Raw genomic sequence first — 15336 nt, 5'->3', positions numbered from 1 at the left:
TTATGAAGATTGCAGAAATTAGAGAACTAAGCACGAAAGAGTTGCTTGAGAGAGTAGATGCAGAGGTTGCGGCCTATGATCAGAAGAAGATTAACCATAGCATCTCGCCAATGGATAATCCTTCTCAGATTAAACAGCAACGCAGATTGATCGCGCGCATGAAAACAGAATTGCGCCAGAGAGAACTTAACAACAAATAATTGAGCCTGATGGAAACTAGAAATTTAAGAAAAGAAAGAACGGGCGTGGTAACGAGCAACAAGATGGATAAAAGCATCACAGTTGCCATTAAATGGAAGGAGAAGCACCCCATTTATGGTAAGTTCGTTAGTAAGACGAAGAAATATCATGCTCACGATGAAAATAATGAATGCAACATTGGCGATACCGTAAAGATTATGGAAACTCGTCCTTTGAGCAAGACTAAAAGATGGAGATTAGTTCAAATAATCGAAAGGGCTAAGTAAGATGATACAACAAGAATCAAGACTAGTAGTAGCAGATAACAGTGGGGCAAAGGAGGCTTTGTGTATTCGTGTTTTGGGCGGTACGAGAAAGCGTTATGCCACTGTGGGTGATGTGATCGTAGTAGCAATCAAGAGCGTAATTCCGTCTAGCGACGTAAAGAAGGGTGCTGTTTCTAAGGCTATCATCGTTCGTACTAAGAAAGAGATCCGCCGTTCGGATGGTTCTTACATCCGTTTCGATGATAATGCTTGCGTATTATTGAATGCTGGCGGCGATATCCGCGGTAGCCGTATCTTCGGTCCGGTTGCTAGAGAGCTTCGTGCAACAAACATGAAAATTGTATCACTTGCACCTGAAGTGCTTTAATCTCGTAAAATTTAAAGTAATGAGTAAATTACATATCAAAAAAGGCGATATAGTATTTGTTAATGCCGGCGAGGACAAGGGTAAGACAGGGCGTGTTTTACAGGTACTTGTAAAAGACAATCGTGCGATTGTCGAAGGTATTAATATGGTATCAAAGCATACCAAGCCTAATGCGAAGAATCCTCAAGGAGGAATCGAAAAGAAGGAAGCTCCTATTCATATTTCTAACCTTAACGTGGTTGACCCGAAATCTGGTAAAGCAACACGTATCGGCCGTAAGTTGAATGAGAAGGGTGCTTTAGTGCGTTATTCTAAAAAATCAGGGGAGGAAATTAAGTAATGAGCAATACTGCCAGTCTTAAGAAAGAATACCAAGACAGAATTGTTCCTGCCTTAACGAAGGAGTTCGGTTACAAATCCGTGATGCAGGTACCTGTTTTGAAGAAAATCGTGATTAATCAAGGATTAGGTATGGCTACGGCTGACAAGAAGATCATTGATATCGCTATCAGCGAGTTGTCTGCGATCACAGGTCAAAAAGCTGTTGCTACCGTATCCAAGAAAGATATCTCTAACTTTAAGTTGCGTAAGAAGATGCCGATTGGCGTTATGGTAACATTACGTCGTGAGCAGATGTATGAGTTCTTGGAAAGACTTGTTCGTATTGCTCTTCCTCGTATCCGCGACTTCAAGGGAATTGAGAGTAAGTTAGACGGAAGAGGTAATTATACACTCGGTATTCAGGAACAAATCATTTTTCCTGAAATAAATATCGATAATATTACCAAAATATTAGGAATGAATATTACCTTTGTGACCTCTGCGAAAACAGATGAGGAAGGTTACGCTCTTTTAAGAGAGTTTGGATTGCCTTTTAAAAACGAAAAAAAGACTAAGTAGTTATGGCTAAGGAATCAATGAAAGCCCGTGAGGTTAAGAGAGCGAAGCTTGTCGCTAAGTATGCCGCTAAAAGAGCTCAGCTTAAGGCAGAAGGCAACTATGAGGCTTTGCAGGCTTTACCTAAAAATGCTTCTCCCGTACGTTTGCACAATCGTTGCAAGATCACGGGACGTCCGAAAGGGTATGTACGCCAGTTCGGTATTTCTCGTATCCAATTGCGTGAAATGGCATCTAATGGTTTAATCCCGGGTGTGAAGAAAGCAAGTTGGTAAGAGTTTTTTAGTTTAAATATTGTCCGGGTGGCCGGATCAATTTAATTAATTATTTATATGACAGATCCTATTGCAGATTATTTGACAAGATTGCGTAATGCGATCAAAGCGAAGCACAGAGTTGTTGAGGTGCCGGCGTCAAATTTAAAGAAAGAGATCACTAAGATCCTTTTCGACAAGGGTTACATTCTTAATTTTAAGTTTGTAGAGGATGGTCCTCAAGGTACGATCAAGATAGCCTTGAAGTACGACCTAGTAAACAAAGTTAATGCGATTAAGAAACTTGAGAGAGTTTCTACGCCCGGTTTACGTAAGTACACTGGTTACAAAGAAATGCCGAGAGTATTGAATGGTTTAGGTATTGCTGTTCTTTCTACTTCTAAAGGTGTGATGACTGACAAAGAGGCCCGCGATTTGAAGATCGGTGGCGAGGTATTATGTTACGTTTATTAATTAGGAGGGAAGAAGAATGTCAAGAATAGGAAAATTGCCAATTCATGTACCGGCTGGTGTTACAGTTACAATTAAGGATAATGTAGTAACAGTTAAAGGCCCTAAAGGTGAACTTGTACAGGAAGTGAATCCTGATATTAACGTTACTTTGGAAGACGGAGTTATCCATTTAACAAGACCGACTGATGATAAGAATCATCGTGCGTTACATGGTTTGTATCGCTCTTTGATCAATAACATGGTTGTGGGCTGCTCTGAAGGATACAAGAAAGAGTTAGAGTTAGTAGGTGTTGGTTACCGTGTTTCAAATACAGGTCAGTTATTGGATCTTTCTTTAGGTTATACTCATAATATCTATTTGCAGTTGCCGAAGGAAGTGAAAGTTGAGACTAAGTCTGAGAGAAATAAGAACCCTCTTATTATCCTTGAATCGGCTGACAAGCAATTATTGGGTCAGATTTGTGCGAAGATCCGTTCGTTCAGAATGCCGGAACCGTATAAAGGTAAGGGTATCAAGTTCGTGGGTGAGGAGATTCGTAGAAAGTCTGGTAAGTCAGCAGGTAAGTAATCTACGTAAACTGAAATTATCATGACAACGAAGCAAGAAAGAAGATTAAAAATAAAAGCGGGTGTACGCGGAAAAATCTCAGGAACTACTGAGCGTCCGCGCCTGACTGTGTTTAGAAGCAATAAGCAAATCTATGCACAGGTAATAGATGATACTACAGGCAAGACTTTAGCTGCTGCTTCATCTTTGAAATTAGATGTTAAGGCTCCGAAAAAGGAAATTGCTGCTAAGGTTGGTGAGTTAATTGCGAAGAGCGCTCAAGAAGCAGGCGTTCAAGCAGTGGTTTTCGACCGTAATGGTTATTTGTATCACGGGAGAGTTAAAGAATTAGCAGATGCTGCACGTAACGGCGGCCTTAAATTTTAATGAAGATGGCAAATAATAGAGTTAAATCAACCAACGACTTAGAGTTGAAGGACAGACTGGTTGCAATAAACCGTGTAACTAAGGTTACAAAAGGTGGACGTACATTCAGTTTTGCTGCTATCGTTGTAGTAGGAAACGAGGATGGTATCGTTGGCTGGGGATTAGGTAAAGCCGGTGAGGTAACGACAGCTATCGCTAAAGGTGTAGAAGCTGCTAAGAAGAACTTGATCAAGGTACCAGTACACAAAGGGACGATTCCTCATGAGCAATTAGCTAAATTTGGTGGTGCTCAGGTACTGATCAGACCTGCATCTCATGGTACTGGTGTTAAAGCTGGTGGTGCAATGCGTGCTGTATTAGAGAGTGTTGGTATTACAGACGTTTTGGCAAAATCTAAGGGTTCTTCAAATCCTCATAACTTGGTGAAAGCTACTATCGCTGCATTGAGTGAGTTGAGAAGTCCGTTTGATGTTGCACAGAACAGAGGTGTTGCTGTTGAAAAAGTATTTAGAGGTTAATTAGGGAGGATAAATTTATGGCGACTATTAAAGTAAAGCAAGTTAAAAGTAGAATTGGATGCCCTAAAGACCAAAAAAGAACGCTTGACGCACTAGGGCTGAGAAAGATGAACCAGATTGTAGAGCATGAAGCTAATCCGGCGATCTTAGGTATGGTTGAGAAAGTGAAACATTTGGTTTCTGTAGTAAAGTAATAATTGGTTGAAAAAATAAATTATACGATATGAATTTATCAAATTTAAAACCGGCTGAAGGATCTACCAAGACCAGAAAAAGAATCGGACGTGGTCCGGGTTCAGGATTAGGTGGAACTTCAACAAGAGGTCATAAGGGTGCCAAATCAAGATCTGGCTACAAGAACAAGATTGGTTTCGAAGGTGGTCAGATGCCTATTCAAAGACGTTTGCCTAAATTTGGTTTCAAGAATATTAACCGTGTAGAATATAAAGCTATTAATATCGATACTTTGCAGCAAATGGCTGAGGCTAAACAATTAACTAAGATTGGTATTAATGAATTGATGGAGGCCGGCTTCATCTCTTCTTCTCAATTGGTTAAAATTCTTGGTAATGGTAGCTTGACTGCTAAGTTAGAGGTTGAGGCTCACGCTTTCTCTAAGAGTGCGGAGGCAGCTATCCAAGCCGTAGGTGGAACAGTCGTTAAACTCTAAGTCATGAGAGCTGTTGAAACAATCAAGAATATCTGGAAGATTGAGGATCTGAGAAATCGGATCCTCACCACTCTTTTATTAGTGGCTATATATCGTTTTGGTACGTATGTAGTGCTTCCGGGTATTGATCCCAAAGCGTTGACCGCTTTACAGGAGCAGACAAGAGGTGGATTGCTTGCACTGTTGGATATGTTCTCTGGTGGAGCCTTTTCTAACGCTTCTATTTTTGCGTTGGGGATCATGCCATATATCTCTGCTTCAATTGTTATGCAGTTGTTAGCTATCGCAGTTCCTTCTTTCCAGAAATTGCAAAGGGAAGGTGAAAGTGGCCGTAGGAAAATCAACCAGTGGACTCGTTATTTGACGGTAGCCATCTTGTTGTTCCAAGGACCTACTTACTTAGTGAATTTGAGCGTTCAGTTGAAGGCTGCCGGTGCAGCTTTACCCGGTGGTATCTGGTTCACAATTTCGTCTACGATCATCTTGGCTGCGGGAAGTATGTTTATCTTATGGCTAGGTGAAAGAATTACAGATAAAGGTGTTGGAAATGGTATTTCATTTATCATTTTGGTTGGTATTATAGCCCGTCTGCCGCACTCTTTGTTCCAGGAATTCGTTTCTAGGACAAGTGAGAAAACCGGTGGTCTGGTTATGTTCTTATTTGAGATGTTGTTCCTTTTGCTTGTTATCGCCGGTGCGATTCTATTGGTGCAAGGTACTCGTAAAGTTCCTGTACAATATGCAAAAAGAATTATAGGTAATAAACAATATGGTGGCGCACGTCAGTACATTCCATTGAAGGTCAATGCGGCTAATGTGATGCCTATTATTTTTGCTCAGGCGATCATGTTTATTCCTATCTCAATTGTTGGTTTCTCTAGTACGGGAGAGCAAAGCGGTTTTTGGGCTGCTTTTATGGATAATACGGGATTCTGGTACAACTTCGTATTTGCGGTGTTGATTATTCTGTTTACGTATTTCTATACAGCTATCACGATCAATCCGACTCAGATGTCTGATGATTTGAAGAGAAACAATGGTTTTATTCCGGGAGTAAAGCCGGGTAAGAATACCAAAGATTATCTGGATACCATTATGGATCGTATTACTTTGCCGGGTGCGTTTTTCCTTGCGTTGGTTGCTATCATGCCTGCTTTCGCTAGAATCGCCGGTGTAAGTATGGAGTTCTCCCAATTCTTTGGTGGTACATCTTTGTTGATTTTGGTTGGTGTGGTGTTGGATACATTGCAGCAAGTTGAAAGTCATTTGCTAATGCGTCATTATGACGGTTTGTTGAAGTCAGGAAGAATTAAAGGTCGTACAGGCTCTGTTGCCGCTTATTAATGGAATGATCTATTTAAAGACAGATGAAGAGATTGAGTTGATGCGTGAGGCTAATCAACTGGTGGGTAAGACTCTTGGCGAGGTCGCTAAGTACATTGCTCCTGGGGTCTCCACTCTTCAACTTGATAGGATTGCGGAAGAGTTCATTAGAGATAATGGTGCTGTTCCAGCTTTTTTAGGATATGGCGGTTTCCCAAATTCAATATGTGCCTCAGTGAATGAGCAGGTAGTACATGGTATTCCTTCTTCTAAGACGATCTTGAAAGAGGGGGATGTGATTTCTGTAGATTGCGGTACAATATTGAATGGTTTTGTTGGTGATTCCGCTTATACTTTTTGTGTAGGTGAGGTTGTGCCAGAAGTGAAAAAATTGTTGAAAGCAACAAAAGAATCACTTTATTTAGGTATTCAATGTGCCGTTGAGGGGCATCGTTTAGGTGATATCAGTAATGCGGTCCAGACTTATTGTGAGTCTCAAGGTTATTCTGTCGTAAGAGAACTGGTGGGGCATGGTATCGGTCGGAAAATGCATGAGGAACCGGAAGTACCTAATTATGGCAGGCATGGATGCGGTCCGTTATTGCGTAGTGGAATGTGCATCTGTATTGAGCCTATGATCAACATGGGAAGTAAGAATGTAGCATTTGAGAAAGACGGATGGACGGTTCGTACAAAAGACAGAAAGCCTTCTGCTCATTTTGAACATTGTATCGCTATACGTCCGGATGGTCCGCAGATCTTATCTTCATTTAAGTTTTTAGAGGAGGTTCTAGGAGATAACGCAATTTAATTGGATTTATATGGCTAAACAATCAGCAATAGAAAAAGATGGAGTGATTGTAGAAGCATTGTCGAACGCAATGTTTCGTGTGGAATTGGAGAACGGACATGAAATTACCGCTCACATCTCAGGAAAGATGCGTATGCATTATATTAAAATCCTTCCGGGGGATAAGGTAAGAGTAGAAATGTCTCCGTATGATCTATCGAAAGGTAGAATTGCTTTTAGATACAAATAAAATTAAACACAATATGAAAGTAAGAGCATCTTTAAAGAAGCGTACACCTGAGTGTAAGATAGTAAGAAGAAAGGGTCGCTTATACGTAATTAACAAGAAAAATCCTAAGTATAAACAACGTCAAGGATAATTTATTATTTTTGCAAAATAATCTAAGTAAGTAATATGGCTATAAGAATAGTTGGTGTAGACTTGCCACAAAATAAAAGAGGAGAGATTGCTTTGACTTATATCTATGGTATCGGTCGTAGCGCTGCAAAATCCGTATTAGATAAGGCTGGGGTTGATCGTGATATCAAGGTTAAGGATTGGACAGACGATCAAGCCGCAAAAGTTCGTGAAGTTATTGGCGCTGAGTATAAGGTTGAAGGTGATCTTCGTTCTGAAGTTCAGTTGAATATTAAGCGTTTGATGGATATAGGTTGCTACAGAGGTGTTCGTCATCGTCTCGGCTTGCCTTTGAGAGGCCAAAGCACGAAGAACAACGCTCGTACTCGTAAGGGTAAGAAGAAAACTGTTGCAAATAAGAAAAAAGCTACTAAATAATAAGAGTTAATATGGCAAAGAAAACAGTCGCAGCAAAGAAGAGAAACGTAAAAGTTGACGCTTACGGTCAAGCTCATATTCATTCTTCTTTTAACAACATTATTGTGTCTTTAGCTAATAGCGAAGGACAAGTAATCAGCTGGTCTTCCGCTGGTAAAATGGGATTTAGAAGCTCTAAGAAGAATACTCCTTATGCAGCTCAGATGGCGGCACAAGATTGTGCTAAGGTAGCTTATGATCTTGGTTTAAGAAAGGTGAAAGTATTCGTAAAGGGTCCGGGTAACGGTCGTGAGTCCGCTATCAGAACGATCCATGGTGCGGGTATTGAGGTGACAGAAATCGTAGATGTCACTCCGCTTCCTCATAACGGATGTCGTCCTCCGAAAAAGAGAAGAGTATAATTAATTATAGTTTCTTAAACATTGAATCCGGAATTGTGAATAGATTGCATATTGACCTTATCCTCTCTGTAATCGCGGCTGCACGGTTCCTGATTCAAACAGAACATTAAAAAAATAGAAAAATGGCAAGATATACTGGACCAAGAACAAGAATTGCCCGTAAGTTTGGTGAGGCAATATTCGGTGCGGATAAAGTTCTTTCAAAGAAGAATTATCCTCCTGGACAACATGGTAACTCCAGAAAAAGAAAGACTTCTGAATATGGTATCCAGCTTCGTGAGAAGCAAAAGGCTAAATACACTTATGGAGTGTTAGAGAAGCAATTTAGAAACTTATTTGAAAAAGCTTCACGCTCAAAAGGTATTACAGGTGAGGTTCTTCTTCAATTGTTAGAAGGCCGTCTTGATAATATGGTTTATCGTTTGGGTATTGCCCCGACAAGAGCCGCAGCTCGTCAGTTGGTTTCTCACCGTCACATTACGGTGGACGGGAGTGTTGTAAACATTCCTTCTTACTCTGTAAAGCCCGGTCAGGTCATTGGTGTTAGGGAAAAATCTAAATCCTTGGAAGTTATTGCGGACGCATTGTCTGGTTTCAATCACAGTAAGTATCCTTGGATTGAGTGGGAACAGTCTTCAATGAGTGGAAAATTACTGCATCTGCCGGAAAGAGCAGACATCCCTGAAAACATTAAAGAGCAGTTGATCGTAGAATTGTATTCTAAATAATAATTGATTTCCATGGCGATATTAGCATTTCAAAAACCCGATAAAGTATTAATGTTGGAAGCGGACAATTTCTTCGGAAAGTTTGAATTTCGTCCGTTGGAACCCGGCTATGGTATTACAATAGGTAATGCTTTACGTCGTATTCTCCTGTCGTCACTTGAAGGTTTTGCTATTACATCCATTAAGATCGATGGGGTTGATCATGAATTTGGTACAATCCCGGGTGTTATCGAGGATGTGACAAACATAATTTTAAATTTGAAACAAGTTCGTTTCAAGCATATCGTAGATGACATTGAGAATGAAAAAGTGAGTATTACTGTTTCGGGTTCGGAAGTGTTCAAAGCCGGTGATATTGGTAAGCAACTGACTGGATTCGAGATTTTGAATTCAGATTTGGTTATTTGCCGCTTGGATCCGACCGCAAGTTTCCAAATTGAATTGACAATCAATAAGGGTCGCGGTTATGTACCTGCGGATGAGAACAGAGATCCAAACGCAGACATGCATGTGATTGCAATCGACTCTATCTACACTCCGATACGTAACGTAAAATATTCAATTGAGAACTTCCGTGTTGAACAGAAAACGGACTACGAGAAGCTGGTTCTTGAAATAGCCACGGATGGTTCTATTCATCCGAAGGAAGCGTTGAAGGAAGCAGCGAAGATCCTGATTCATCATTTTATGTTGTTCTCAGATGAAAAGATTGCGATTGAGACTGCGGATACTGAAGGCAATGAAGAGTTCGATGAAGAAGTACTTCATATGCGTCAGTTGCTTAAGAGTAAGTTGGCTGATATGGACCTTTCCGTTCGTGCATTGAATTGCTTAAAGGCCGCAGATGTTGAAACATTAGGTGAGTTGGTAAAATTCAACAAGAATGATTTGTTGAAATTTCGTAATTTCGGTAAGAAGTCGCTCACTGAGCTTGATGAACTACTTGAGAGTTTGAACCTTTCATTCGGTATGGATATCACAAAATATAAATTAGATAAAGAGTAAGTAAACGATGAGACATAATAAGAAATTCAATCATTTAGGTCGTACAAATACTCACCGTGACGCAATGCTTTCGAATATGGCTTGTTCTTTGATCAAGCATAAGAGAATCTTTACTACGACAGCAAAGGCAAAAGCGCTACGTAAGTATGTAGAACCACTTATCACGAAGTCTAAGGAGGATACAACTCACTCAAGACGTGTGGTATTTAGTAATTTGCAAGATAAATATGCTGTAACAGAGTTGTTCAAGGAAATTGCTCAGAAAATCGGTGATCGTCCGGGTGGTTATACCAGAATCATTAAAACAGGTAACCGTTTAGGTGACAATGCTGCTATGTGCTTTATTGAGTTAGTCGACTACAATGAAAATATGTTGAAGGATACAGCAGCTAAGAAAACTTCTAAAACAAGACGTTCTCGTAAGAAATCAACGGTAACTGTTGCTGAGGCTCCTGCCGCAGATATTACAAGTGAGGAAAAAACAGCAGAATAAGCAAGTCTGTTATGATTATAAGAAGAGCGGTTTGTATTTATACAGACCGCTCTTTTGTTTGTTAATCTTTTGATAAGCCTGATGTGTTGTAGCGAACATTCTAAGTCTGATTATTGTTATATTTATAATATAAGGAGAGTACATTACGGATGTAACTAATAAAACAAATATAATATGGAAATTGTAAAAATAGTAGGTAGAGAAATTCTAGACTCACGTGGTAATCCGACAATTGAAGTAGATGTACATTTGGCTTCTGGAGTATTTGGCCGTGCCGCTGTACCTTCTGGAGCCTCTACTGGAGAGAATGAGGCTATCGAATTACGTGATGGTGATAAGAAGCGTTACGGAGGTAAAGGTGTTCTTCGTGCCGTAGAGAATGTAAATAAAGTGATAGCTCCTGCTATTTTAGGTATGAGTGCCTTGAATCAAAGAGAAATAGACCATAAGTTATTAGATTTAGATGGAACAAAAACTAAATCGAATTTAGGAGCTAACGCCATACTGGGCGTATCACTTGCCGTAGCGAAAGCTGCCGCTCGTTATCTAGATCAACCTCTGTATCGTTATATTGGTGGGACAAACGCTTATGTACTACCAGTTCCAATGATGAATATTATCAATGGGGGGGCTCATTCCGACGCTCCGATCGCTTTTCAGGAATTCATGATTCGTCCGATAGGTGCAAAGAGTTTTTGTGAGGGGCTTCGTATGGGGGCAGAAGTTTTTCATGCGTTAAAGAAAGTATTGCATGATCGTGGTTTGAGCACGGCAGTAGGTGATGAAGGTGGTTTTGCTCCGGCATTAGGAGGTACAGAGGATGCTTTGAATTCTATCATGATTGCAGTCAATGCCGCTGGATACGAACCGGGTAAGGATGTGACAATTGCTATGGACTGTGCTTCTTCTGAGTTTTATTATAATGGTATTTATGATTATACGAAGTTTGAAGGTGAAAAAGGAGCTAAGCGAAACGCCCAGCAACAGGTCGCTTATCTGAGTGACTTGGTGAGTAAATATCCGATTGATTCGATTGAAGATGGTATGGATGAAAACGATTGGAATGGTTGGCAAATGTTAACTTCTACATTAGGTGGCAAATGCCAACTGGTGGGTGATGACTTGTTCGTTACCAACGTAGAATTTTTGAAAAAAGGCATTATGAACGGTTGCGCTAATTCCATTTTGATCAAGGTAAACCAGATAGGTACTTTAAGTGAGACATTGGACGCAGTTGAAATGGCTCATCGTAATGGTTATACATCCGTGATATCTCATCGTTCTGGTGAGACTGAGGACACTACAATCGCTGATATAGCAGTGGCTACTAATAGCGGACAGATCAAGACAGGTTCCTTGAGTCGTTCTGATCGTATGGCAAAATACAACCAGTTGCTTCGTATAGAAGAAGAGTTGGCTTCCTTGGCTGTTTATGGTTGTAAGACTTATAAGTAGTAATTTTCGTTATTTGTTAGAAAGAAGTGGGGGAGTTTGCTATTGGTAACTCCCTTTTTCGTTTTATACATAAAAACGAAGCAAGCCTACTAATCAATAGCCGGCTTGCCCCAACATTTAATGATTATAAATCTATTGCCCTAAATAAGAGAGTGAATGTTGTATTTCTTCTCTATAGACTGGAAAGTTTTTGTTTCCGGCTAATTTGTTTAAAACGAGTGTGTTTATTTTTTGCACATTCCTTATTCGGGAATACATTGCCGTAGCAATATAGGGAATGATGGGATAAATCAACCTCTTTCCATTCATCTTAATCTAGTACTCCCAACCATATCCCGATTGAGATATTTGCAGCTCTTGTTGTGACCAGTAGAGTTCCTATCTCTCCATCTTAGAAATGTTATAAATAAAACGATAATATTAGCGATACCACTAGGCTCTGTATAAACCAACCCTATCTTTTCTTAATATCTATTATCGTTATATTTATTAGATTGAAATTCCCTAATGTTCGTAAATCGGGTAGTATCACTTTTGCTAGATATTACAAATCCTTTCTCGCCAGAAAAGAAAAAACATTAGCGTATGAACAGTTCCCTTGAATTTAGCCATATCTTCCCATAAATCTATGATTGGATGATATTTCCAAGTATCGTTACATGTACTTTTGTTCTCACTATAAGTCGGATAAGTAACTTCATCAATTATGAAAGTACCCAGATTTATTCGTCTGATCGTATAATCATTATAATAATCTTCGTTAAAGGAATCTGATATATCCTTAATTTGAATCCTGTTATTCTTCGCTGGATTGAAAGCGTAGAAATTTCTTAGATAATTTCCATCATATCCACAACTGATATATGCTTTTCTATTAATAACAAAGGTTACGGTTCCATATCGGTCAGAATTGTAATATTTTGCGTTCTGTGTCCAGGTATCTCTTTCCATATCAGGGATACTGTGCTGTTTACTGATCAAGTTATCGCTATTATCATCACTACAAGCAATGATAATAATAGGAAGAAATGCAATTAAGAATGCAAGAATCCTTTTGTGTATCATTCTAGCTATGTATTTTGTTTTTACGAAAACAAAAAAGCTAGGTTTTTACGAGATCTACAAATTAAATCGGTAAGCGTCTGTTTTTTATCAGTGAATGAGCTGGATTTATAGGTTAGAATTTAGAATGGCTTTAAAATTTATGTTCTTGTTTTTTTGATAGTCCGCTTATTTAAACTGAGACCTACTTATGCATAAGGATTTGGCGGTGTCATAAAATAGTCTTCTTAGAGAAACTGCCTCAGTACGTTTGCTTTTATCAGATATTTATATGGTAATAGTTTATTCAACAAGATGATCTTGAATGAAATATGGTAGATGTTATAAGTTTTATCAATAATCTTATTTTACCTATTATCCAATAAATTAGCTCTTTTGCTTATGATTGAGAACTGGGGTTTGTGAATATAGATTTTCGTTTTTCACTCTATGTATTTTTGCTGAATTATTTTAATAAAATTCATTTGATTTATCGTATTTACTTATTAACTGTAGAAATCCTATATCTTTTCTTGAGTATTTACGAAAAAATCCCCTAAAGCTATTGCATATATGGAAAAAATCTGTATCTTTGCACCCGTAATCAAAACAGTGACCGAATATAATATGATGGTGCCATAGCTCAGTTGGTAGAGCAAAGGACTGAAAATCCTTGTGTCCCCGGTTCGATTCCTGGTGGCACCACCAAGCAAAAAGTTCTTTTCTTGAAATCCCCTGAAATTCAGCAATTTCAGGGGATTTTTTATTCCCCCAAAACGTAAAAACTTGCAGATTTAGGAATTTAAAAATTTCCCATTCGGTGGTTTTTCAAAACCCCTCAAAAAAGCCACCATTTGCTTGATACTTCACTTATTTTCAATCATTTGCAGATTCATCTTTCAGGTACAAAAGACTACTTTTGCCTACCTGCTTGAATGTAGAAGAAAAGAATGGAAAGGATGAAAGAACAACCGGATTATGGGAATGGCCCGATATTCTGTAGAGGACACTTTCCTCCCTTTTCAAAAATCCGGTGTTTTTCCCGGATTTTGGGTGGTTTTCTGGATTGAAGGCACAAAAAAACACCGACAGATTCCCTTCCTTACCTTTCAAGTTGACAGAATTAAAAATGTGTTCAACAACTAAAAGGAAACGAGTATGAAACAATGAACATTCTGTTCTTCATTCTGAAGACGAAGCTATTAAAGAACGGCGAAGCTCCCATCCTCATGCGGATAACCATTGACGGACAATACGAGGAAACAAGAATCCAGAGAAGTATTTCTCCAAAACTGTGGGATTCTTCAAATGGATGCGGAAAAGGGAAAGACCGGGCAACAAAAGAACTGAACAATTACATTGTGGAACTGAGCGCATTGGCTTTGCGGAAACACAAGGAACTCATGCTTGAACAGGCATTGATCACCCCCAAACTGCTATTGAAATGGGTATTCGGGAAAGACACGGAAATGCGTACCCTGCTCGGAACCATGCGGGAAGAAATAGAAAAGATGAAACAAGCTGTAGACATAGACTATGCTCCCGTTATGATCAACAGATATATCAATGTGATGAAGAAGCAGGAGAAAACCATCCCAGCCTTTTATGAAAAAGAGGACATCACGTTTTACGAATTGAACTCCGACTTCATCGCGGCATTTGACCTGCACCTGAAAACGGAAGCCAACCTTTGCGGAAACACAGTTGTCCGTTACATGAAATGTTTCAAACGGATCACGAACATGGCCCTGGCAAAGGAGTGGATGCGCAAAGCCCTGTTTTACGTCTATAAGATGGGAGAGGACGAGACAGATCCCGTATTCCTCACTTACCAGGAACTTAAAACCATCATGGAGAAACATTTCACCGTTCCACGGCTTGCGCTGGTACGGGATATTTTTGTCTTTGCGTCGTTCACGGGACTCGTTTTTACCGCTGTTTCTACACAGATGAGAGACAACCTCGTACAGGACAACAGCGGGGCCTGGTGGATGAGGAAAGGACGTGTAAAAATGGAGCACAGATGTCGGGTACCTTCCATCAGCAATGTTCCCTTGTTGCCTGTTCCGCTTTCCATTTTAAAGAAAAACGAAGACCATCCCGTGTGTATGAAAAAGGGGCTGTGCCTTCCCGTTATCTGCAACCGGTGGATGAACAGTTATTTGAAAGAAATTGCCGACTTGTGCGGCATTAAAAAGAATCTGACCACACCATGTTACACGACATACTTTTTCGACTGTTGTCGCTTTAGCTAACAATGTATCATTAGAAAATGTAGTCAAAATGCTCGGGTATACCAATACAAAAATGACTCAGCTATACGCAAAAGTATTAGACCAAAGTATTCTCCGAGATATGCAGAATGTCCGGGAGAGCTTCTCTACTAAAACCTCCTAAAGATAAAAACGGTGACCTAATCTATTCGAACGGTAGCCGTTTTTCTATATTTATCCTATTAAAAACTAAAGAGAATAATCTTCTATATTATAGGCAGAACAAAACCTATCTTCCAAAACCTTCCTAATATCCAATTCACGGAACAGCACTTTGCCCGGAAGTTGAATAAAAGGGAAAATGCTACCATCCTGATAATATTGTAAAGTTCTACAGCTGATTTTGAGAATAGAACAAAGTTCTTCACTTGTCAGATACCGTTCACCTTCTTATTATTCTTCAATACATATTCTATATAAGGTAAAGCCCTATTAACGATTGCAATAATT

At 39.5% G+C, this 15336-nt stretch carries 23 protein-coding genes, 1 tRNA gene and 1 pseudogene; 24 read left to right on the top strand and 1 reads right to left on the bottom strand.

Annotated features, from left to right (window positions below; translation table 11 throughout):
• Positions 1-2: 2 nt before the first annotated feature.
• The 22 genes from rpmC (at position 3) to eno (ending at position 11572) form a co-directional block, all read left to right on the top strand.
• Positions 3-200 (top strand): 50S ribosomal protein L29, encoded by a 198-nt coding sequence (gene rpmC, locus Q0110_RS04165; protein WP_005853979.1) that lies wholly within the window; start codon positions 3-5, stop codon positions 198-200.
• A 9-nt stretch (positions 201-209) separates the two neighbouring features.
• On the top strand, positions 210-467 hold the full coding sequence (gene rpsQ / locus Q0110_RS04160; RefSeq protein ID WP_008773759.1) for a 30S ribosomal protein S17: 258 nt from the start codon (positions 210-212) through the stop codon (positions 465-467).
• 1 nt (position 468) lies between these two features.
• Entirely contained in the window at positions 469-834 is a 366-nt protein-coding gene (rplN, locus tag Q0110_RS04155) for a 50S ribosomal protein L14 (protein WP_297902971.1), read from the top strand.
• A 19-nt stretch (positions 835-853) separates the two neighbouring features.
• On the top strand, positions 854-1174 hold the full coding sequence (gene rplX, locus Q0110_RS04150; RefSeq protein ID WP_297902968.1) for a 50S ribosomal protein L24: 321 nt from the start codon (positions 854-856) through the stop codon (positions 1172-1174).
• Positions 1174-1734: a 50S ribosomal protein L5 gene (gene rplE / locus Q0110_RS04145; RefSeq protein ID WP_297902965.1), complete on the top strand. Its 561-nt coding sequence runs from the start codon at positions 1174-1176 to the stop codon at positions 1732-1734. The genes rplX and rplE overlap by 1 nt, the downstream gene beginning before the upstream one ends.
• Positions 1735-1736: 2 nt before the next feature.
• On the top strand, positions 1737-2006 hold the full coding sequence (rpsN, locus tag Q0110_RS04140) for a 30S ribosomal protein S14 (RefSeq protein ID WP_005853988.1): 270 nt from the start codon (positions 1737-1739) through the stop codon (positions 2004-2006).
• Between the two features lie 57 nt (positions 2007-2063).
• Positions 2064-2459 (top strand): 30S ribosomal protein S8, encoded by a 396-nt coding sequence (rpsH, locus tag Q0110_RS04135; protein ID WP_005634758.1) that lies wholly within the window; start codon positions 2064-2066, stop codon positions 2457-2459.
• Positions 2460-2475: 16 nt separating this feature from the next.
• A complete protein-coding gene (gene rplF / locus Q0110_RS04130; protein WP_005853990.1) occupies positions 2476-3027 on the top strand; it encodes a 50S ribosomal protein L6 in 552 nt (183 codons plus the stop codon).
• 21 nt (positions 3028-3048) lie between these two features.
• Positions 3049-3393, top strand: a complete 345-nt coding sequence (gene rplR, locus Q0110_RS04125) for a 50S ribosomal protein L18 (RefSeq protein ID WP_297902961.1) — start codon at positions 3049-3051, stop codon at positions 3391-3393.
• Positions 3393-3911 (top strand): 30S ribosomal protein S5, encoded by a 519-nt coding sequence (gene rpsE, locus Q0110_RS04120; protein ID WP_297902958.1) that lies wholly within the window; start codon positions 3393-3395, stop codon positions 3909-3911. The genes rplR and rpsE overlap by 1 nt, the downstream gene beginning before the upstream one ends.
• A gap of 17 nt (positions 3912-3928) precedes the next feature.
• A complete protein-coding gene (gene rpmD, locus Q0110_RS04115; protein WP_297902956.1) occupies positions 3929-4105 on the top strand; it encodes a 50S ribosomal protein L30 in 177 nt (58 codons plus the stop codon).
• Between the two features lie 29 nt (positions 4106-4134).
• Positions 4135-4581, top strand: a complete 447-nt coding sequence (rplO, locus tag Q0110_RS04110; RefSeq protein WP_297902953.1) for a 50S ribosomal protein L15 — start codon at positions 4135-4137, stop codon at positions 4579-4581.
• Positions 4582-4584: 3 nt separating this feature from the next.
• Positions 4585-5925 (top strand): preprotein translocase subunit SecY, encoded by a 1341-nt coding sequence (gene secY / locus Q0110_RS04105; RefSeq protein ID WP_297902950.1) that lies wholly within the window; start codon positions 4585-4587, stop codon positions 5923-5925.
• Positions 5926-5929: 4 nt separating this feature from the next.
• Positions 5930-6715: a type I methionyl aminopeptidase gene (map, locus tag Q0110_RS04100; RefSeq protein WP_297902947.1), complete on the top strand. Its 786-nt coding sequence runs from the start codon at positions 5930-5932 to the stop codon at positions 6713-6715.
• Between the two features lie 10 nt (positions 6716-6725).
• Complete coding sequence (gene infA, locus Q0110_RS04095; RefSeq protein WP_005854007.1) at positions 6726-6944, top strand: translation initiation factor IF-1; 219 nt, start codon at positions 6726-6728, stop codon at positions 6942-6944.
• 13 nt (positions 6945-6957) lie between these two features.
• Positions 6958-7074 (top strand): type B 50S ribosomal protein L36, encoded by a 117-nt coding sequence (gene ykgO / locus Q0110_RS04090; protein WP_005645768.1) that lies wholly within the window; start codon positions 6958-6960, stop codon positions 7072-7074.
• A 35-nt stretch (positions 7075-7109) separates the two neighbouring features.
• Positions 7110-7490 carry a 30S ribosomal protein S13 gene (rpsM, locus tag Q0110_RS04085; RefSeq protein ID WP_005854010.1) on the top strand — a complete coding sequence of 127 codons (381 nt, stop codon included), beginning with the start codon at positions 7110-7112 and terminating at the stop codon, positions 7488-7490.
• Positions 7491-7501: 11 nt separating this feature from the next.
• On the top strand, positions 7502-7891 hold the full coding sequence (rpsK, locus tag Q0110_RS04080) for a 30S ribosomal protein S11 (RefSeq protein ID WP_005634781.1): 390 nt from the start codon (positions 7502-7504) through the stop codon (positions 7889-7891).
• Between the two features lie 122 nt (positions 7892-8013).
• Entirely contained in the window at positions 8014-8619 is a 606-nt protein-coding gene (gene rpsD, locus Q0110_RS04075) for a 30S ribosomal protein S4 (RefSeq protein WP_297902941.1), read from the top strand.
• 12 nt (positions 8620-8631) lie between these two features.
• Positions 8632-9624: a DNA-directed RNA polymerase subunit alpha gene (locus tag Q0110_RS04070; protein WP_297902938.1), complete on the top strand. Its 993-nt coding sequence runs from the start codon at positions 8632-8634 to the stop codon at positions 9622-9624.
• Positions 9625-9631: 7 nt separating this feature from the next.
• Positions 9632-10117 carry a 50S ribosomal protein L17 gene (rplQ, locus tag Q0110_RS04065; protein ID WP_297902935.1) on the top strand — a complete coding sequence of 162 codons (486 nt, stop codon included), beginning with the start codon at positions 9632-9634 and terminating at the stop codon, positions 10115-10117.
• 174 nt (positions 10118-10291) lie between these two features.
• Positions 10292-11572, top strand: coding sequence for a phosphopyruvate hydratase (gene eno, locus Q0110_RS04060; protein ID WP_297902932.1), 1281 nt, complete (start codon positions 10292-10294; stop codon positions 11570-11572).
• A gap of 132 nt (positions 11573-11704) precedes the next feature.
• On the opposite strand, the gene Q0110_RS18295 is transcribed toward eno, so the two are convergent.
• The gene (locus Q0110_RS18295) at positions 11705-11830 is read right to left on the bottom strand and encodes a hypothetical protein (RefSeq protein WP_366139646.1); all 126 of its coding nucleotides are present in this window, start codon (positions 11828-11830) and stop codon (positions 11705-11707) included.
• 1415 nt (positions 11831-13245) lie between these two features.
• Here Q0110_RS18295 and Q0110_RS04055 point away from each other — a divergent pair.
• Both Q0110_RS04055 and Q0110_RS04050 read left to right on the top strand, forming a co-directional pair.
• Positions 13246-13321, top strand: a tRNA-Phe gene (locus Q0110_RS04055).
• Positions 13322-13779: 458 nt separating this feature from the next.
• Positions 13780-15010, top strand: a pseudogene (locus tag Q0110_RS04050) (site-specific integrase).
• The last annotated feature ends 326 nt before the right edge of the window (positions 15011-15336 follow it).

It is taken from the genome of uncultured Parabacteroides sp. (assembly GCF_947855115.1).
Lineage (GTDB): Bacteria > Bacteroidota > Bacteroidia > Bacteroidales > Tannerellaceae > Parabacteroides.
This window is presented reverse-complemented; position numbering and strand designations above follow the sequence as displayed.